Origin of the sequence: Pantoea sp. B9002 (assembly GCF_013385945.1) — a bacterium.
Lineage (GTDB): Bacteria > Pseudomonadota > Gammaproteobacteria > Enterobacterales > Enterobacteriaceae > Pantoea.
Genome location: NZ_JACAPA010000039.1, coordinates 1 through 21,845, shown reverse-complemented (window position 1 = coordinate 21,845; position 21,845 = coordinate 1). Strand labels below are relative to the sequence as shown.

Below are 21,845 nucleotides of genomic sequence, written 5' to 3'. Positions count from 1 at the left end.
GTGCCCTAACTGCATCCCTGCATCACAGAGCGATTACGCCGTGTGGTTTTGGTGCGGTTGTTGCAGCAGCTCCTCCAGAGAAACGTTCACGCCTTCCAGCGTAATCAGTTGAGTCGCGCTGTAACCCGTACCGGTACCATCACGGTCAATGGAGAGCACCGTATTGCCATCTGAAGTATGATCCACTTTCACGAAATCATTAATATTACTTGTGGAATCATTCCAGCCGATAAGCAAGTTACTGACGTCAATTTTGTCGCCTTGCGCAACATTGAAGTCGGTCCAGGTATCGTGACCGTTACCGCCGGTGGCATCAGCACTCGCCAGTAAGTGATACACCAACGTATCTGCGCCGGCACCGCTGGTGATGGTGTCGTCGTAGGCACCGCCAGAAAGCGTGTCAGCCCCCGTGGTTCCTGTGATGGTTGGATGCAGCTCAATGGTGAACGACTGCGTGGTGATGGTGCCATCGCTCGCCGCCAGGGTGTAACTGAACACCTCTTTATGGGTAATGGATTGTCCATCCACGCCCGCATTCAGTGAATAGGTGTAGTTACCGTTGGCGGCAATACTCAGCACACCAAAGTCCCCGGCAACCGATGTGGAACCCACGCTGTGAACCGTGGTGATATCACCGTGTTCATTAGTGATACTCAAGGTTCCGGTGTGCGTGCCCGATGCTGAACCGTAGATGCTGCCGCTGGCGTCGTGGTCATTCGTGGCTTCGGCCACCAGACTGTTGGTCGCCAGCAGCGTGCTGGTAGATGCACCGTTGTGCAGGTTCACCGTCAGGCTGGCCGAGGTCACCGCGCCGCTGGCATCACGCACCGAATAGGTGAAGACGTCGGTGGCTGGCACCAGATCGGCATCCAGTCCCGCCTTCAGCGTATAGGTGTAGTTACCGTGCGAATCGATGGTCAGCGTACCGTAGCTGCTGGTGATCACCGTGTTACCGGTGGCCGCAATCGCATGCCCGGTCACCTGGGTGACCGCTGTACCGTTCGGCACCGTACCGGCGACGGAGCTGGTATCGTTGGTCAACAGGTTGCCGGTGACGGTTGCCGCGACGGTCAACGCCAGCGTCGTCACATCCGACGTGGTGGTGACCGTCGTCGATGGCAACACGCCAACGCCGGTGCTGGTGCCTAACAGCACGGCATAGTTACCTGTACCGAGGTTGCTGTAAGTCACGTTGCCACCGGTTTGCGTACCAATGGTCAGGATGGTGGTGATGTAGTTGGCGTTGCTGGATTTCAGCAACCATGTGCCGTTCGCCTGCTGTTGATACAGGTACAGCGTGTAGTTAGACGTCAGCGCCACCAGGCTGGTGGCCGAGGCGTGCAACGTCACCGTACGCGTATCCCCTGCTCCAACGTTAAACATATAGGCGTTATTGCTGGTCAGGACGCCCACACCCACGGTGCTCAGCAGGTTAACACTCAGCAACGCGACGCTGGTCGCACTGGTATTGGCATTGGTGAGGGTGCCGGTTTGGGTGGTGTAATCCACTTCATTGACATCATTCGCTGCCACGATACGAATCGCACCGGTCAGTGACGAGCTGGTCGATACGTTGCCCGCGCGGTCGGTCTGAATGACCGACAGCGCAGCTCCGGTGGTCTGCGCCGTGCTCAGGCTCACCGTCCATGTTCCGCCCGCGCCGACAGTCGCCGTACCCAGCGCGTTACCGCCCGCATCACGCACCGTTACCGTCGCCCCCACTTCACCGCTACCGGTGACGCTGGTACCCGCATCATTGATCGCCAAGCCACTTACCGCCGCTGGCGGCACCGTATCGACGTTCACCGTCACCGCCGTGTTACCGGTGCTGACGTTACCCGCCGTATCGGTAACCGTTACGCTCAACGGATGGGCACCGTTCGCCAGCGCGCTGGTGGTGTAAGTCCAGGTGCCACCGGCGCCAACCGTTACTGAGCCCAGTGCGGTGATGCCATCGTAGATGGTGACAATCGCACCCACTTCCGCTGTCCCGTTCAGCACCGGCGTGGTGTCACGGGTGTACGCGCCATTAGTCAGCGTCACCGGCGTGCTGCCAGCGTCGTCGGTAATGGTGAGCGTACTGGCCGTTGGCGCCACGGTGTCGATGCGCAGCGTGGTCGAGGCGCTCGGGCTAACGTTGCCCGCCGCATCGGTCGCCGTCACGTTCAGCGTGTGCGTGCCGTTGCTCAGCGTAGTCGAGACGAAGCTCCATGTACCACCGCTGCCCACCGTGGTGGTGCCCAGCAGTGTGGTGCCGTCGTACACGCTGATCCGTGCCCCGACTTCGCCGTTACCGGTCAACAGCGGCGTGCTGTCGTTGGTAATGCCGTTATTCGGGATGGTCACCGCCGTGCTGCCGTTGTTATTGGCGGCAACCAGGTTGGTGACCGCCGGCGGCGGCGTGGTATCGATAGTTACCGACGCCGAGGTGGTGCCGCTGACATTGCCAGCGGTATCCGTTACCGTCACGCTCAGTGGATGCGCGCCCTGCGTCAGCACGGCGGTGGTGAAGGTCCATGCGCCATCACTGCCCGCAATCGCCGTACCCAACAGCGTGCTGCCATCGTAGATGGAGATGCGGCTGCCCGCTTCCGCCACACCGCTCAACGTTGGGGTGGTGTCGTTGGTGGCACCGCCGCTCGGCACCACGGTGCTGGTGACGTCGTTGGTGATCACCAGCGTTGACGCCGTTGGTGCCACGGTATCCACCGTAATGGAAACCGTCGTCGACGCCGCACTGGTGTTACCCGCCGCATCAGTCACCGTCACGCTCAGCGGATGGGTACCATTGCTCAGGGTCGCGGTGGTGAAGCTCCATGCACCCGAACCATTGGCGGTGGTGGAACCAATCGCGGTAGAACCGTCGTAAATAGTGACAATCGCGTTAGCTTCCGCCGTGCCGCTCAGGGTTGGCGTGGCGTCATCGGTAGAGGCACCGTTCGCCAGCGGCCCCTGAATAGTGCCAACGTCATCATTGATCACCAGATTGGTCACCGGATTCGGCGCCACGGTATCAATCGTCAGAGTGGTTGAGGCGTTCGGGCTGACGTTGCCCGCCGCATCGGTGGCCGTGACGTTCAACGTGTGCGCACCGTTGCTCAGCGCCGTCGAGATAAAGCTCCATGTGCCGTTGCTGCCCACCGTGGTGGTGCCCAGCAGCGTGGTGCCATCGTAGACGCTGATCTTCGCGCCAATCTCGCCGGAACCGGTCAACAGCGGCGTATTGTCGTTGGTCACGCCGTTGTTCGGAATGGTCACCGCCGTACTGCCGTTGTTGTTGGCTGCCACCAGATTGCTGACTGCCGCCGGTGGCGTGGTATCGATGGTTACCGAGGCCGAGGTGCTACCGCTGACGTTACCGGCCGTGTCGGTGACCGTTACGCTCAGTGGATGCGTGCCGGTTGAAAGCACGCCGGTGGTAAAGGTCCATGCGCCTGTGCCATTAGCAATCGCCGTCCCCAGCAGCGTAGCGCCATCGTAAATCGACACGCGGCTGCCCGCTTCCGCTACACCGCTCAGCGTTGGGGTGTTGTCGTTGGTGGCACCACCGCTCGGCACCGTGGTGCTGGTGATGTCGTTGGTGATCACCAGCGTTGAGGCCGTTGGTGCCACGGTGTCTACCGTGATGGATACCGGCGTGGTTGCGGCACTGGTGTTACCCGCCGCATCTTTCACCGTCACGCTCAGCGGATGCACACCGTTGCCTAGCGTAGCAGTGGTGAAGTTCCACGCACCGCCCGCTCCAGCCACCACTGAACCCAGCACCGTGGTGCCGTCGTAAATGGTGACAATCGCATTCGCTTCCGCCGTACCGCTCAGGGTTGGCGTGGCATCATCGGTTACCGCACCGTTGGCCAGCGGCCCCTGAACGCCTCCCACATCATCGTTGATCACCAGATTAGTGACTGGCGCAGGTGCCACGGTATCCACCGTCAGGGTAAGGGCCGCATTTGGGCTGACGTTGCCCGCTGCATCGGTCGCCGTGACGTTAAGTGTGTGTGCTCCGTCCGCCAGGGTTGGCGTAGTGAAGCTCCAACTGCCGTTGCTGCCTGCGGTGACCGAACCGATAATCGCCGTACCATCACGAATGATCACCAGACTGCCCGCTTCTGCCGTACCGCTCAGCGCTGGCGTGTTGTCATTGGTGCTGCCGTTATTGGCAATCGCCACCGGCGTGCTGCCGTTGTTGTTGGCAGCGGCCAGGCCGGTTACCGCCCCCGGCGCAACGGTATCAATAATCACCGTGGCCGAGGTGCTGCCGCTGACGTTACCTGCCGCATCGGTGACCGTGACGCTCAGTGGATGAGAGCCTTGCGTCAGGACATCAGTGGTGAAGGTCCATGCGCCGTTGCTGCCTGCCACCGCCGTACCGAGCAGCGTGCTGCCATCGTAGATCGATACGCGGCTGCCCGCTTCTGCCGTACCGCTCAGCGTTGGCGTGCTGTCGTTGGTTGAACCGCCATTCGGCACCGTGGTGCTGGTGACGTCGTTGGTGATCAACAAGCTTGAGTTAGCGGGCGCCACCGTATCGACATTGACCGTGAAGTTGGTCGCCGCGCTGGTGTTGCCCGCCGCATCGCGCACCGTCACGCTCAACGGATGCGATCCGTCGCTCAGTGCCGCAGTGGTAAAGGTCCACGCACCATTGCTGCCCGCGACCACAGAACCCAGCACCGTTGTGCCTTCCGAGATAAACACGATATTGCCGGCGGTGGCATTACCGCTCAGCGTTGGCGTGTTGTCATCGGTCGCCGCACCGCTGGTGAGCGGTCCTTGTGTCGCGCCCACGTTGTCAGAAACCACCAGATCGGTGACTGGCGTTGGTGCTGCTGTAGTTACAGTGAAGCTGATCGCCGCATTCTGACTGACGTTACCGGCGAGATCGGTCGCCGTCACGTTCAGGGTATGCAGACCATCAGCCAGCGTTGGCGAGGTGAAGCTCCACGCGCCGTTGCTGCCTGCGGTGACAGAACCAATGATGTTGTCACCATCACGGATCACCACCACGCTGCCCGCATCTGCCGTACCGCTCAGTGCTGGCGTGTTGTCGTTGGTGTTACCACCCGCAGCAATGGTCACCGGCGAACTGCCGTTGTTGTTGGCGGCAGTCAAACCGCTCACCGCCGTTGGTGCCACGGTATCCACGATAACCGTTGCCGTGCTGGATGCCACGCTGGTGTTACCGGCGGCATCTGTCACACGAACGGTCAGCGCATGGCTGCCTTCGCCCAGTGCGGTGACAACCGGGAAGCTCCATGTGCCGTTGGCTCCCGCCGTCACCGAGCCCAATACGGTGTTGCCATCGTAAACGGTGACAATCGCGTTCCCTTCCGCCGTACCGCTCAGCACTGGCGTGCTGTCGTTGGTGTAGCCGCCGTTCGGCACCACGCTATTGGCTGCATCGTTAGTGACGATCAGCGTCGAGGCGTTTGGTGCCACGGTATCAACAGTAAGGTTCACCGCATCCGAGCGTGGCCCAACGTTACCCGCCGCATCGGTGACGGTGACGCTCAGCGCATGCCCGCCCTGGCTGAGGGTTGGCGCGGTGAAGGTCCACTCACCGCTAGCGTTGGCGACCGTAGAGCCAATCACCGTGTTGCCATCATAAACCGTGACAATACCGTTGGCTTCGGCCAGTCCTGCCAGCCGTGGCGTGCTGTCGTTGGTGGTGCCATTGTTAGCAATGGGCACCGTTACGCCGTCATTGTTATTGGCGGCGGACAGATTGGTGGCGGCAAGCGGTACTCCGGTATCGATAGTGAAGTTCACCGGCGGTGAAGATTCTCCCGGATTACCGCCTGAATCGACCGTCGTGACATAGATGCTGTGAGTTCCGTCTAGCAGCGTAGGCGTAAAGCTCCACTGCCCAGTGTTGCCAACGGTGACACTGCCCAGCACGGTAGCGCCATCATGAATGGTGATCACATCCCCTTCATTCGCGGCCCCGGTTAACACCGGCGTGCTGTCATTACTGTTGGCACCGTTGCTTAGCTCGACCGGAAGGGTGCCGTTGTCATCAGTAATTACCAGCGTACTGGTGGCAGGCGGCAGATCGGCAGCAATGGTCAGCGTAAAGGCAGGACTGCTGACTGCACTGACGTTACCCGCCGCATCGGTTACCGTGAAGGTGAAGCTATGCTCACCGTTGGAAAGACCGGTACCCGGCGTATAGCTCCAGTTACCGCCAGTTGCCGTTACGGTACCGAGCAGCGTGGTGCCATCGTAAATCGAGATGGTGCTGCCTGCCTCTGCCGCACCGCCAAAGGTTGGGGTGTTGTCATCAGTGATGGCTCCGTTGGTCAATGGACCGGTGCTACCGCCTACGTTGTCGTTCACCGTCAAATCGGCAACCGTGACCGGATCCGGCACCCCCGTATCGATATAGACAGTAATCGGCGTCGCTTCAGGGCCGGTCGTACCCGCCGCATTGGTGACCGACACGGTGAAGCTATGCGGGCCATCCGACAAGGTAGTGGATTGGAAACTCCATGCCCCGTTATCACCCACTGTTGTGGTACCGAGGAGAGTCGCTCCCTCGTAAACATTGATGATGGTGCCCGCCACACCGGTACCGCTAATCACTGGCGTGTTGTCGTTGGTATCGCCTTCATTTACCACCTGCACCGGCGTGGTATTAGCATCGTTGTAGACACCAAAGGTCAGCACCGCTGCGGGTGTTGAGGTATCCACCGTCAGCGACACCGAAGCAGTAGAGCTGACGTTGCCCGCCGCATCGGTCACGGTGACATTCAGCGTATGAGTCGCATCCGTCAGCGTGCTGGTGGTGATACTCCATGCGCCGTTACTGCCTGCCACAGCTGAACCCACCAGCGTAGTGCCGTCATAGACGCGAACGATAGCGTTGGCTTCCGCCGTACCGCTGATGGCTGGCGTGCTGTCATTGGTGATGCCGCCATCGGCAATGGTCACCGGTGAGCCGCCATTATTGTTTTGCAGCAGCAGATCGTCAGCCGGCTGCGGTGCGGTGGCATCCACCACCACGGTAAAGCTCGAGGATGGCGAACTGACGTTGCCGACCTCGTCGGTTACGGTGGCGGTCAGCGTATGCGAACCATCGGTTAAGGTCGGTGAGCTGAAGCTCCAGGTTCCGCCCGCCGTTGCCGTGGTCGAGCCGATAACGGTGGTGCCATCATAAATAGTGACCAGGCTGCCCGCTTCCGCTGTACCACTCAACAGCGGCGTGTTGTCGCTGGTGGTGGCGCCGTTCGGCACCAGCACGGGCGATCCACCGTTGTCATTGTTCACCACCAGCGTGGCTGGCGCTGGTGCCACGCTATCGACGGTGAAACCAATCGCCGGTGACGCCGTACTCACGTTGCCCGCCGCATCCACCACGGTGGTGCTCAGGCTGTGCGCGCCTTCGCCCAGCGTGGGTGAGGTGAAGCTCCACTGGCCGTTGCTGCCCACCGAAGCGCTACCGATGATGTTCGTGCCATCACGGATAATCACCGTGCTGCCCGCTTCGGCTGTGCCGGTGAGGAATGGCGTGTTGTCGTTGGTGAAGCCGCCGTTGGTGATAGCCACCGGCGACGTGCCTTCATCATTGCTGGCCACCACGTTCAGCGCCGCCGCTGGCGGTGTGGCATCAATCACTACGCCAATGGTGCTCGGCGCACTGACGTTTCCTGCCGCATCGCTGGCCGTGACGCTAAAGGTGTGCGTTCCATCCGCCAGCGCACTCGCCGGCGTGAAGGTCCAGGTTCCGCCCGCTCCAACGGTGGTTGAACCCAACACGCCGTTCTGATCGGATACGGTGATGATGCTGCCCGCTTGTCCAGAACCGCTCAGCACCGGTGTGCTGTCGTTGGTGAGCCCGCCATTAGGGATGTTAACTGGCGTACCAATATCGTTGGTCAGCGTCAGTCCGGTCGCCGCTGGCGGTGCCACGGTATCCACGGTCACGGTGATGGTGCTGCTTGCCGGTCCGGTATTACCTGCGGCGTCACGCACCGTCACGCTCAGGTTGTGCGTGCCATCGGTCAGACTGGGTGAGAAGCTCCAGGCACCCTGCGCATTAGCGACGGCGCTGCCCAGCACGGTGGTGCCGTCAGACACAATCACGATGCTGTTGGCTTCTGCCGTACCGCTCAACACTGGCGTGTTGTCGTTGGTGGTGCCGTTATTGGCAATCGGCACCGGCGAACCGCCGTTGTCGTTGTTCAGCGCCAGTCCGGTTGCCGCAACAGGCGCAACGGTATCGACGTTAAAGGCAATGGCTGGAGATGCAGGACCGACGTTACCCGCAGGATCGGTGACGGTCGCCGTCAGGCTGTGCGCACCTTCACCCAGCGTTGGCGTGGTAAAGCTCCACTGCCCGTTACTTCCGACAATCGAGGTGCCCAGCACGGTAGCGCCATCCAGCACGGTAACGGTGCTGCCAGCTGCAGCGGTACCGCTGATCGCCGGTGTGGCATCGTTGGTGGTGCTGCCCGCGGCAATCGTAATTGGTGAACTGCCGTTGTTGTTGTTCAGCGCGATCGCGCCCGGCGCCACCGGCGGGGTGGTATCAATGCTGAAGTTCAGGGCCGCGGACGGCGAACTGACGTTACCTGCGGCATCGGTCACCGTGGTGGTCAGGCTGTGCGGACCCTCGCCCAGCACCGGTGAAGTAAAGCTCCAGGTGCCGCCGCTGCCGACCACCAATGAACCCAGCACGTTGCTGCCATCAGAGACAATCACGATGCTGCCCACTTCGGCGCTGCCGCTCAACACCGGCGTGGTGTCGCTGGTCGCGCCGCCTGCAGCAATCGGCACCGGCGTTTGGCCGGAATCATTGCTCAGTTGCAGACCTGTCGCCGCATTCGGTGCCTGCGTATCAACGGTAAAGGCGATGGCCGTAGACGGTGCGCTGCTGTTGCCTGCGGCGTCAGTAACGGTTGCCGTCAGGCTGTGCGCGCCTTGGCTCAGCGCTGGTGAGGTGAAGCTCCAGGTTCCATCTGTGCCAACAATCGTCGAGCCCAGCACGGTGGTGCCGTCACGCACGATGATGATGTTGTCCGCTGCGGCGGTACCGCTCAGCACCGGCGTAGTGTCGTTAGTGGCTCCGCCCGAGGCGATTGGCGTTGGCGTGCTGCCCTGATCGTTACTGAGTGCCACCGTAATCACAGCTGGTGGCGCGGTGGTATCGATAGTGACCGCGTACGGCGTCGATGCCGGGCCGACGTTACCGGCCGGATCGGTGACGGTGGTGGTCAGGCTGTGCGCGCCCTCGTCCAGCGGATTGGCCGGAGTGAAGCTCCATTTACCATCGGTGCCAACGGTGGTGCTGCCCAGCACCTCGGTGCCATCACGTACGGTGACGACGCTGCCCGCTTCGGCGCTGCCGCTCAACACTGGCGTGGTGTCGTTGGTGCGACCGCCGGTATCAACAGGAATCGCCGTGCCGCTGTTGTTATTGCTGAGCTGCAGATCGGTGGCGGCAGCGGGCGGTGTGGTATCCACGGTAAAGGTAACCGGCGTGGATGCGCCGCTGCTGTTGCCCGCCGGATCGGTGACGGTGGTGGTCAGGCTGTGTGCGCCCTCGCCCAGCGTGGTCGCTGGCGTGAAGCTCCAGTTGCCGTCGGTGTCCGCCGTGGCGGTTCCCAGCACGGTGGTGCCATCACGTACCGTAACGGTGCTGCCCGCTTCGGCGCTGCCGCGCAACACCGGGGTGCTGTCGTTGGTGATGCCGCCAGCGGCAATCGCCGTGCCGCCATCGTTACTCAGTTGCAGGCCGGTTGAGGTTGCCGGTGGCTGCGTATCCACGGTGAAGTTAATCGGCGCAGACGGATCGCTGACGTTACCCGATGCGCTGGTGACGGTGGTGGTCAGGCTGTGCGCGCCTTCGCTCAACGCCGGTGTGCTGAAACTCCAGTTGCCGCCGCTACCGACCACAACGGTGCCGAGCACGGTGGTGCCATCCAGCACGGTGACGGTGCTGCCCGCCGCTGCGGTACCGCTGAGCACCGGCGTGGTGTCATTGGTCGCGCCGCCGGACGCAATCGGCACCGGCGTGCCGCCGTTGTCATTGTTTAGCTCAAGGTCATCTGCCACTGGCGGCTGGGTAGTGTCGATGTTGACGATGATTGGCGTCGACGTTGGGCCAACGTTACCGGCCGGATCGGTGACGGTGGTAGTAAGCGTGTGCTCACCTGCTGTCAACGGTGCGGTTGGGGTAACGCTCCAGGTTCCATCGCCGCCAACGGTCGCGCTGCCGATCACGGTAGTGCCATCACGTACCGTAACGATGCTGCCCGCTTCTGCGGAGCCGCTCAGCGCGGGTGTGGTGTCGTTAGTGGTGCCGCCTGCGGCAATCGGTACCGGCGTTGCGCCTTCGTTGTTGCTCAGTTGCAGACCGGTTGCCGCCGCAGGTGGCGTGATATCCACGGTGACCACAATTGGCGTAGAGGGCGCACCGGTGTTGCCCGCCGGGCTGGTGACGGTGGCGGTCAGGCTGTGATTGCCCTCGTTCAGCGCTGGCGTGGTGAAGCTCCATGTTCCGCCGCTGCCAACGGTGACGGTGCCGAGCACGGTGCCGCCATCAGAAACGGTAATGGTGCTGCCCGCCGCTGCAGTGCCGCTCAATACTGGCGTTGCATCGTTGGTTGCCGCGCCAGAGGTAATAGGAACAGACGTGCCGCTGCTGTCGTTACTCAGCTGCACACCGCCCGGTGCTGGCGGGGCCGTGGTGTCGATGGTGAAGGTCAATGGCGTGCTTGCCGCGCCAGTATTGCCCGCTGCATCGGTCACGGTGGTGGTCAGGCTATGTGGACCATCGCCGAGCGCCGGAGAGGTAAAGCTCCAGTTGCCATCGTTGCCGACGGTCACCGAACCCAACGCCGTGCTGCCATCGGAAACCGTCACGATGCTGCCCGGCTCCGCACGGCCACTCAACACTGGCGTAACATCGTTGGTGGTGCCGCCATCCGCGACCGGCACCAGCGTGCCGCTGCCATCATTGCTCAACTGCAGATCGGTGGCCGCTGCCGGTGGCGTGGTATCCACAATCACAATCACCACCGACGACGCAGGGCCGACGTTACCGGCGGTATCGGTGACGGTGGTGGTGAGATTGTGCTGCCCTTCAGTCAGTGGCGTAGCTGGCGTGAAGCTCCAGTTACCATCAGTGCCGGTGGTGGCGGTGCCGAGCACCGTAGTGCCATCGCTCACCGTCACGGTGCTGCCCGGTTCGGCGGTACCGTTCAGGGTTGGCGTGGTATCGCCGGTAGTGCTACCTGAAGCCAGTGGCGTGCCGTCGTCGTTGGTGAACTGCACATTGCCTGCCGCCGCTGGCGGTTGGGTATCAACGGTCACGGTAACCGGCGTAGAAGCCGGGCCGGTATTGCCCGCTGGATCGGTAACGGTTGAGGTCAGGCTATGGCCGCCATCGCTCAGCGGTGGCGTGGTGTAACTCCAGCTGCCATCGTTGCCCACCGTGGTGGTGCCGAGCACGGTAGTGCCATCCGAGATGGTAACTGTGCTGCCTGCTTCACCGCTGCCGGTCAGCGTTGGCGTGTTGGTATTGGTGCTGCTGCCTTCTGGGATCGGTACACCTGCACCATCTTCCAGAGTCACGCCGGTTGGCGCGGTTGGCACCACGGTATCAATGGTGATGTTGATGGTTGGCGAATCGGTCTCCACGCCGGTGGTGGCGTTGGTGGCGACCGCGTGGAAAGCGTAAGTGGCATCGGCCAGCGCCGCAGGCGTGAAGTTCCACTGCCCATCGCTACCCGCGACCGTGCTGCCAATAATGGTGGTGCCGTTATACAGCGTGATGAGATCGCCCGCGCCCGCCTGGCCGCTGAGAATCGGCGTGGTGTCGTTAGTGCTGGCGTTGTTTGGCAATTCAACCAGCGTGCTGCCGCTGTCGTCGGTCACCACCAGCAAGCTGCTGGTCGCCGGAACGCCAGCATCGACATTGAGGGTAAATACCGGCGACGACGGGCTGACGTTGCCTGCCGCATCGGTGACGGTGGTGGTCAGGCTGTGTTGGCCGTTAGTTAGCGCGGCATCTGGTGTGAAGCTCCAGCTGCCGTCGCTGCCCGCTGTCGCTGAGCCCAGCAATGTTGTGCCGTCATAGACGCGTACCACCGAGCCCGCTTCGGCGCTGCCGGTCAGGGTTGGCGTGCTGTCGTCGGTGATGGCGCCCGAAGTCAACGGACCGGTGCTGCCGCCGACGTTATCGTTCACCACCAAACCGCTCACCGGTGCTGGCGCGGTGGTATCTACGCTGAAGGCGATCGGTGTGGTCGCCGGGCTGACGTTGCCCGCCGCATCGGTCACGGTGGTGTTCAGGCTGTGATTGCCTTCCGCCAGCGTCGGTGTGGTAAAGCTCCAGTTACCATCGCTGCCGACCGTCACGGTACCCAACACGGTGGTACCATCAAGGATAGTAACGGTGCTGCCCGCTTCCGCGCTGCCGCTTAAGACTGGCGTCGCGTCATTGCTGGCACCGCCGGCGGTAACCGGCTGCGTAATGCTGCCCGCATCGTTGGTGAGTTCCACGCCGGTTGCGGCATCTGGCGCGATGGTATCCACGATGATGTTGATGGTGGCGGTATCAGTGACGTTGCCGTTGGCATCGGTAATGGTGCCGTGCAATGCATGCGGACCATCGCTCAAACCGGTGACATAGAAGATCCACTGACCGTTACTGCCCGCCGTGGTGCTGCCCAGCACGGTGGTGCCGTCATACAGGGTAATGATATTGCCGGGACCCGCCAGGCCGGTTAATACCGGACTGTCATTGTTGGTGCTGGCACCGTCAGTCAGCTGACCCACGGTGTTGCCGTTTTCATCCGTCACTTCCAGCGACGATGTGGCTGGCGGAATATCCGCATCAACGTTGATCACAATCGGCGGGCTGGCTGGGCCGACGTTACCGGCGGTATCCGTGGCGGTGACGGTGAAGGTATGGCTGCCATTGCTCAGCGCTGGCGTGGTGAAACTCCAGGTGCCGTCGGTGCCCACGGTGGTGTTACCCAGCAGCGTGGTGCCATCGTAAATGCTGATGGTGGCATTCGGCTCGCCGGTGCCGCTCAGGGTTGGTGCACGGTCATCGGTGGTATCGCCGGAAGTTAACGGCCCTTGGACCGCGCCGACGCTATCTTCGATCACCAGATCGCCAATAACGGCTGGCGGTGTGGTATCCACCGTCAAAGTAACCGCTGGCGACGCCGGACCGGTGTTGCCGGCCGGGTCGGTGACGGTGGTGGTCAGGCTGTGTGCGCCGTCACTCAGGGTTGGCGAGGTGAAGCTCCAGTTGCCGTCGCTGCCCACCGTTGCGGTGCCGAGCACGTTGCTGCCATCCAGCACGGTAACAGTGCTGCCCGGTTCTGCGGTGCCGCTTAAGGTTGGCGTGTTGTCATTGCTGATGCCGCCAGAAGCAATCGGTACCACGGTGCTGCCGCTGTTGTCGCTCAGTTGCAGATCGGCCGCCGCCGCTGGCGCGGTGTGATCAATGGTGATGTTGAGGGTACCGGAATCGGTCACATTGCCATTGGTATCGGTGGCCGTGGCGTGGAAGGCATAAGTACCGTCGGCCAGCGCGGTGGCTGGCGTAAAGCTCCATTGCCCATCGGCACCCGCGACGGTGCTGCCGATCAACGTGGTGCCGTTATACAACTCGATGAGCGCGCCCGCCGAAGCCAGACCGCTCAGCGTTGGCGTGGTGTCCTGCGTGCTGGAACCTTCTGGCAACACGCGGAGTGTGCTGCCGCTGTCATCGGTGATTTCCAGCGTGCTGGTGGTTGGCGGTACGCCAGCATTGACGGTGAAGCCAACACCGGTTGTCGCCGGGCTGACGTTACCTGCCGCATCGGTCACCGTTACGCTGAGCGAATGGCTACCGTTGCTCAATGTTGGCGTGGTAAAGCTCCAGGTGCCGTCATTGCCAACGGTGACGCTGCCGAGCAGCGTACTGCCGTCATAAATTTTGACGATGGCGTTGGCTTCGCCGTTACCGGTCAAAGTTGGCGTGCTGTCGTCGGTGGTGCCGCCCGCGGTGATTGGGCCGGTTGCAGCACCAACGTTATCGCTGATCACCACATTGCTGGCACCCGCAGGTGCCTGAGTATCCACGGTGAAGGCGATCGGCGTCGAAGTTGGACCAACGTTACCGGCCGCATCGGTGACTGTGGCGGTCAGGCTGTGGCCGCCTTCGGTCAACGTTGGCGACGTGAAGCTCCATGACCCATTGCTGCCCACGGTTGCCGTGCCGAGCACGGTATCGCCATCACGCACGGTGACGGTGCTGCCCGGTTCCGCGGTGCCGCTCAGCACCGGCGTGGTGTTATTGGTCGCGCCACCGGCGGCAATCGGTTGCAGCGTGCTGCCATCGTTATCGCTCAGCGTTACGCCACCGGCCGCAGCTGGCGCGACGGTATCCACCGTGATGGTGATGGTTGGCGTTTGCGTCACGCTGCCCGCGTTGTTATCGACGGTGGCGTGCAGCGCGTAGGAACCGTCAGCCAACGCCGTTGGGGTAAAGGTCCACTGACCATCGCTGCCCGCGACCACGCTCCCCAGCACCGTGGTGCCGTTATACAGCGTGATCAGCGCACCCGCCGTCGCCAGGCCGCTCAGCGTTGGCGTGTTGTCGTGGGTGCTGGCACCGTTGCTGAGCTGCACCAGCGTGTTGCCAGAATCATCGGTGATTTCCAGCGACGTTGTGGCCGGCGGAATAGCCGCCTGCACGGTGATCTCATAAGGAACAGATGGCGCGCTGACGTTGCCAGCCGCATCGGTCAAGGTCACGGTCAGGCTGTGGCTGCCGTTGCTCAAGGCGCTGGTGGTGTAACTCCAGGTTCCATCGGAACCCACCACCGCCGTACCCAGCAGCGTTTGCCCATCGTAGACGCTGACAATCGTGCCCACTTCACCGCTGCCGGTGAGCGTTGGTGTGTTGTCATCAGTTGATCCGCCATTGATCACCGTACCTGAGGTGCCGCCAGAGTTGTCATTCACCGATAGGCCGATAGCGGCGGCAGGTGCTTGCGTATCCACGGTGAAGGTGATGGTGGCTGGCGTGCTAGCGTTGCCCGCTGCATCGGTGGCGGTGATGCTCAGCGTATGGCTGCCCTCGCCCAGCGTTGGGCTGGTAAAGCTCCATGTGCCGTTGCTGCCAACGGTGACACTGCCGAGCACCGTATCGCCATCGCGGATAGTGATAATCGAGCCCGCTTCAGCGGTTCCGCTCAGCACTGGCGTGGTGTCTTTGGTCGCGCCGCCGTTGGTGATGGGCTGCGCAGTCGAACCGCTGTTGTTAATAACGCTCAGGCCACCAACGGTCGCTGGCGCCACGGTATCCACTGTGAAATCCACCGGATTGGTCGCTGGACTGGTGTTACCCGCCGCGTCGGTGACGGTAGCGGTCAGGCTATGCTGACCCTCCGCCAGCGCTGGCGTGGTAAAGCTCCAGCGGCCATCCGCGCCAACGGTCACGGTGCCGAGCAGCGTGGTGCCATCGTAAATGCTGACAATCGCGCCCGCTTCAGCGGTGCCGCTCAGCGTTGGCGTGTTGTCATCGGTAATGGCACCCGCGCCAATCGCGCCCTGATACGGGCCTACGGCGTCGTTGATCACCAGATCCGTGATGGCGGTTGGCGGCGTAGTGTCGTTTTCACCGGGATCGGTAGGATTGGTTGGGTTGGTTGGGTTGGTAGGATTGGTCGGGTTGGTGGGATTGCCGCCGTTGTTACCGTCGTCGGGATTGGTCGGCGAGGCATTACCGCCGCCACCGCCCGAACCGGCAAAAAGCGCACCTAAGCCCGCCAGCGCCGCACCACCGATACCAAAGGCGGCGATGGTGCCGTTATTGGTGGTGTTTTCGGCTAACAGCCCTTCGGTGCTGTCGATTGAGACGTACTGGAAACCTTCTGTACCGGGATCTTCAACCCACCACATGGCGCCGCGATCGTCCTGCAGAACCAGGTCGCTGTCGCCATTTGGGCTATAAAAATTATGAATAACAACCACTTCACCAGATTTTGTGGTGACGACTAAATCATTACCATTGCGTGTGAAAGACTTAATATCAGACTGATTAAGATGCAGCTTCACCAAACTCGGAGCGGTCAAATTAACTTGATTTCCACTCAGCTCAGAAGCAACGGTCCCACCTTTTGGGGTTACTGAGATATTATTCATGTTATCGAGATCCCGCAGTTTCCATAATCACCCCGGCATCAGCAGACACCGGCTTTTACAGCGAATAATCACGACGATTATTCACTTCTTCTCTTGATCGATTTCATACAGGCTAAGAATGAAATCGTGTTGAGTTTTGTTTAGCCGCCATCCTGATAACTGATTGGTTTTATTTCTTAAAATCACCACGGGAAAAATATATTTATTCTCAAGCGGCCGGGCACAAATGACGTGAAACGCATGGAGCCCAGGCTTTGACATTTTTTCACTTCCCCGAGGGATGAAACCAACCCAGTAAACTTCAGGATTATGCTAATAAATCATCGAGATAGACGCTCTGCCACAAATAGCCCTGCATGCCATAAATTGCTTTATGCGACAGCAGGTCGACCTGTTGTTGATTTTCAACACCCTCAACGATGACGCCGTTGCATAATTCGTTGAGATGGTCGAGCAGAATGTCAAAGGTGCGACCGTCGCCAAATTGCCAAAAAAATTCTTTGTCAATCTTGACGATTTCAAATATTCCGCTATCAAACATGGAAAGGTTGGAATAACCCGGACCAAAGTCATCGAGCCATAAAGGGGCCGGCGTCACTTTCGCGACACCTTTTAAAATCAACAGATCGGCGCTATTAAATCGCGCGGTGAAAAATGCTGATATTTCCAGACGCAATAGCGTCAGCTGAGCCAGTTTTTCTTGTATTTCAGCATCTTTAAAAATGCTGGCTACGATATCTCTATCAACATTGACACTGACAATCTGGTCGAACCCTTTCTGGTATAGCTGAATAAGTTTTTCGATCTGGTGGAGGAATAACTGCCATTTAACGTCAGCAGAAAGCTGACTGAAGAACCCAACATCCCTTTCAGGGTTACGCTTATTATTGATATCTGCGTCATCTGCGAGACGCGTTAACAATTCCCTGGCAATCACCTGGCCGGATAAATCATAAACCGGCTCCAACAAGAACACTGTCTTAGGTTGATTGCTCATTTCATGTCCTTACTGCAACTGCCTGATAGCGTTAAACTGTCAGGATTTCTCATGTGAGAAGTAAGGTAAACATTGATAAAACTTAATGTCTTAACTGAAGGTTAACGTACAACTTACACTTTGAGAAATAGATTTCAGTAAACACCACTGGCAACTTCAATCGTTTAAATCAATCAATAACGTAAGTAAATTTCTCTAAAATTCATAAAAAGCTCGGAAAATTCTTAGGAAAATTTAACTTAGTGTTAACCTTGACAGATCGACAAACATTGAACGGCATGAAAATTAACGATAAAAACCAAAAAGGCATCGTTTGGTTTTTATCCTTATCTCAAATTGCAAAATGTTTCATCTGGAATCCATGATTCCAAAAAGCGCCAATAAACAATGTTTTCAACAGTGACTATTCAAACCTTAATGTTTAAATTTATATTATACATTGCAAGGAATACATAACAGAATGACTGCTTAATCCATGATGAATCAGTACGTAATGTAAGGATATTAAGAAAATAAACAGCGTTGCCGACTCGCTTTATTAGAAAAAAGAAAGAGATAGCATTGGGGGGTTAAATGCGGTTTTTTCGCGACAGGTTACAAATAAGCCAAAGGTGATCGTCTTCACAAATAGAATTAAATTATTGTTGGAGGGCGCAGATATAGCAGGAAAAGAGAAAACCGAGCCCTTGCGGGCTCGGTTTGAGAGCAGTTAATTACTCATCTTCTAAATAGGTATAACCGTACAATCCACTCTCGAATTCAGACAAGAACTGCGCGCGCAGCTCTTCATCGATATCCGTTTGTTGCGTCACCTGATCGCGGAACAGCGTCATCAGATCGTTAGGATTCAGCTGCACATACTCAAGCATATCCGCCACGGTATCGCCCTCATCCGACAGCTGAACTTCCACGCTGCCATCCGGGAACGCAAACACATCAACCGCTTCGGTGTCACCGAACAGGTTATGCATGTTGCCGAGAATTTCCTGATACGCGCCCACCATAAAGAAGCCGAGCATCGGCGGATTGTCGATGTCGTACTCCGGCATCGGCATGGTGGTGGCAATGCCATCGCCATCGACGTAGTGATCGATGGTGCCATCGGAGTCACAGGTGATGTCGAGCAACACCGCGCGACGCTTCGGCATTTTGTTCAGCCCTTCCAGCGGCAGCACCGGGAACAGCTGATCGATGCCCCACGCATCCGGCATTGACTGGAACAGCGAGAAGTTGACGTAAATCTTATCTGCCATGCGCTCCTGCAGCTCATCAATGATCGGGCGATGCGCGCGGTTGCTGGGATCGAGATGCTGCTGAATATAGTGGCAGATGCTCAGATAAAGCTGCTCTGCCCAGGCGCGCTGGCCAAGATCGTAGGTGCCTGACGAATAACCGGTATGGATGTCGAACAGATCCATTTGGCTATCGTGCAGCCATTCGCGCAGCGAACGACGCACGTCAGGTTCGTGCATCTCTTGCCACGTATCCCACAGGCTCTGAATCGGACGCGGTGAATCGGCATCCGGTGCCACCGGCGTGCTGAATTCGTTACGCTCAACACCAATGATGTTGGACACCAGCACGGTGTGGTGCGCAGTCACAGCACGACCTGATTCGGTGATCACGGTTGGATGTTCCAGGCCGTTCTCTTCACAGGCATCGCCGATCGCCCAAATCACGTTGTTGGCGTATTCGTTCAGACCGTAGTTGACCGAGCAATCTGACTGCGAGCGGGTTCCTTCATAATCCACGCCCAAACCGCCGCCCACATCGAAGCATTTGATGTTAACGCCCAGCTTCGCCAGCTCAACGTAGAAACGCGCCGACTCACGCACGCCGGTTGCGATGTCGCGGATGTTGGACATCTGCGAACCGAGATGGAAGTGCAGCAGTTGCAGGCTATCGAGACGGCCCGCTTTGCGCATGATATCGACCAGTTGCAACACCTGCGATGCCGCCAGACCAAACTTCGACTTCTCACCGCCGCTCGACTGCCACTTGCCTGAGCCCTGCGACGCCAGACGCGCGCGGATGCCGAGACGCGGAATCACGTTCAGACGTTCGGCCTCTTCCAGCACCAGACGCACCTCGGTCATCTTCTCGATCACCAAATAAACTTTGTGGCCGAGCTTTTCACCGATCAGCGCCAGACGAATGTATTCGCGGTCTTTATAGCCGTTACAGACAATCACCGAACGGGTTTTACCGGCGTGGGCCAGCACGGCCATCAGCTCGGCTTTCGAACCGGCTTCCAAGCCCAGCGGTTCGCCAGAGTTGACCAGCGACTCAATCACGCGCTTATGCTGGTTCACCTTAATCGGGTAAACCAGGAAGTAGTCACCTTTATAGCCGTAAGATTCACGCGCGCGTTTGAAGGCGGCGTTAATCGAACGCAGACGATGCTGGAGAATCTGCGGGAAGCAGAACAGCGCCGGCAGACGTTGACCGTCGGCTTCGCGCTCTTTCACCAACTTCGCTAAGTCAACGCGCACTTCCGGCTGATCCGGATCGGGACACACGCTGATGTGCCCCAGCTCGTTGACGTCGTAATAGTTATTTCCCCACCAGGCAATATTGTAGGTACGCAGCATTCTGCTCGCTTCCTGATCGTTCATTGCCACCTCCTGCATGGAGCGGAGTACACCTTGTTCGCCAGCTGACGAACCCTTGATATTCTTCATGTCGTCAGACATCGCGAACCTCAATTTTCCGTTGAAATATGAATTTGTTACCGAGTTTTGTCATGGTGGCGCCAGGTAAAAATTGCCTCATCCTGCTTGCTGCCTCTGTAAGGTTGCAATGTGCAATGCTGACTCTAAGTGTAAAACACCGCGCCGAAGTCGGGGCAAATAGCCTGAGACTTCCACGGTCTGTAGACAGCGAAATGCAGTAATAGATGCAGAGAAATGTTAACCGGCGCTCGTGTCGGGAGAATGAACACAACGTCGATAAAAGAAAAGAACGGGTTTGGAGTGTGAAAGGAGTGCCAGCGCGCCGGAACAGCGCAGTGAACCAAAGCGAGAGAAAGAGTGGTTCATTACTTTAATCACCTCCATCGCCTGCTTAACGCATGCGAGAAACGGCTTGGGTGAAGGTCAGATTAAATGGCATCTGACGGCGCGACGCACGGCGGCGTCATCATTTGCGGCTGTGGTCGACAGCAGCGGCGTTTTATACAGCCACACGGGGTAAATTGCAAAATCTTTGTCAGGTAACTGCGCGCGGTGTCAGGAAATTATTCCACTTGGGATGTTGCGGAAAATGCGGGATCGGAAAAAGCACTGGAAAAGTGCTCACTGAGTAACCTAGAATAGCCGTCCAGATGGTTTTCCATCTAAACTGATTAACATCCAGGCGGTGTGAGTTAATGCTCTCGCTGCCTACTGCTTGCGGCTTTGCCTGAAGGGGCGTCGAGTCGGTCTGATCCCGCTTACGCTATGCAGTCGTATTCAAACCATTTTTAAGGTAAAGAACAGAATGGCTAAACACCTTTTTACATCTGAGTCCGTATCAGAAGGACATCCTGATAAAATCGCTGACCAAATTTCCGATGCCGTGCTGGATGCGATCCTCGAGCAGGATCCTAAAGCGCGCGTGGCCTGCGAAACTTACGTGAAGACCGGTATGGTGCTGGTTGGCGGTGAAATCACCACCAGCGCATGGGTGGATATCGAAGAGATCACCCGTAATACCGTACGTGAAATCGGCTATGTCCATTCCGATATGGGCTTTGATGCTAACTCTTGCGCGGTGCTGAGCGCGATTGGTAAGCAATCTCCAGACATCAATCAGGGCGTTGACCGTACCGATCCGCTGGAGCAAGGCGCGGGCGATCAGGGCCTGATGTTTGGCTACGCCAGCAACGAAACCGATGTGCTGATGCCAGCGCCGGTCACCTATGCGCACCGTCTGGTGCAGCGTCAGGCTGAAGTGCGTAAAAGTGGTTCACTGCCTTGGCTGCGTCCGGATGCAAAAAGCCAGATCACTTTCCAGTACGATGACGGCAAAATTGTCGGTATCGATGCCGTTGTGCTGTCGACTCAGCATGCTGAAGATGTGACCACCGCCGATCTGCGTGAAGCGGTGATGGAAGAGATCATCAAGCCGGTTCTGCCGACGGAGTGGATCACCGCCAGCACCAAATATCACATCAACCCAACTGGCCGTTTCGTTATCGGTGGCCCAATGGGCGACTGCGGTCTGACCGGTCGTAAAATCATCGTTGATACCTACGGCGGCATGGCGCGTCACGGTGGCGGCGCGTTCTCAGGTAAGGATCCGTCAAAAGTTGACCGTTCTGCCGCTTACGCTGCACGTTATGTGGCGAAGAACATCGTCGCGGCTGGCCTGGCTGACCGTTGTGAAATCCAGGTTTCTTACGCGATTGGCGTGGCTGAACCAACCTCTATCATGGTTGAAACTTTCGGTACTGAGAAAGTCTCCACCGAGCAGCTGACGCTGCTGGTACGCGAGTTCTTCGACCTGCGTCCATACGGCCTTATTCAGATGATGGATCTGCTGAAGCCGATCTACAAAGAGACCGCAGCATACGGTCACTTTGGTCGTGAGCACTTCCCGTGGGAGCAGACTGACAAAGCTGCGCAGCTGCGCGAAGCGGCGGGTTTGAAATAAGCCCCGAAGCGACATCGTTATTGAGCCCGCCGCTGGCGGGCTTTTTTGTGCCCGTAGGGCTGATGAATCC

The 21,845-nt window shown here is 58.8% G+C and carries 4 protein-coding genes; 1 reads left to right on the top strand and 3 read right to left on the bottom strand.

The window, feature by feature from the left end; genetic code table 11:
• Positions 1-33: 33 nt before the first annotated feature.
• The 3 genes from HX773_RS19255 to speA all read right to left on the bottom strand — a co-directional run bounded on the left by HX773_RS19255 (position 34) and on the right by speA (position 19,836).
• Entirely contained in the window at positions 34-16,146 is a 16,113-nt protein-coding gene (locus tag HX773_RS19255; protein WP_176972869.1) for an Ig-like domain-containing protein, read from the bottom strand.
• Positions 16,147-16,453: 307 nt separating this feature from the next.
• Positions 16,454-17,143 (bottom strand): EAL domain-containing protein, encoded by a 690-nt coding sequence (locus tag HX773_RS19250; RefSeq protein WP_176972868.1) that lies wholly within the window; start codon positions 17,141-17,143, stop codon positions 16,454-16,456.
• Between the two features lie 713 nt (positions 17,144-17,856).
• Positions 17,857-19,836: a biosynthetic arginine decarboxylase gene (gene speA / locus HX773_RS19245; RefSeq protein ID WP_101761914.1), complete on the bottom strand. Its 1,980-nt coding sequence runs from the start codon at positions 19,834-19,836 to the stop codon at positions 17,857-17,859.
• A 784-nt stretch (positions 19,837-20,620) separates the two neighbouring features.
• On the opposite strand from speA, the gene metK reads away from it, so the two are divergent.
• Positions 20,621-21,775, top strand: a complete 1,155-nt coding sequence (metK, locus tag HX773_RS19240) for a methionine adenosyltransferase (RefSeq protein ID WP_061720231.1) — start codon at positions 20,621-20,623, stop codon at positions 21,773-21,775.
• Positions 21,776-21,845: the final 70 nt, after the last annotated feature.

Excerpts from the sequence above, each read along its gene's own strand:
- HX773_RS19250 (WP_176972868.1), bottom strand. The coding sequence starts at position 17,143 with ATGAGCAATCAACCTAAGACAGTGTTCTTGTTGGAGCCGGTTTATGAT.
- metK (WP_061720231.1), top strand. The coding sequence starts at position 20,621 with ATGGCTAAACACCTTTTTACATCTGAGTCCGTATCAGAAGGACATCCT.
- speA (WP_101761914.1), bottom strand. The coding sequence starts at position 19,836 with ATGTCTGACGACATGAAGAATATCAAGGGTTCGTCAGCTGGCGAACAA.
- HX773_RS19255 (WP_176972869.1), bottom strand. The coding sequence starts at position 16,146 with ATGAATAATATCTCAGTAACCCCAAAAGGTGGGACCGTTGCTTCTGAG.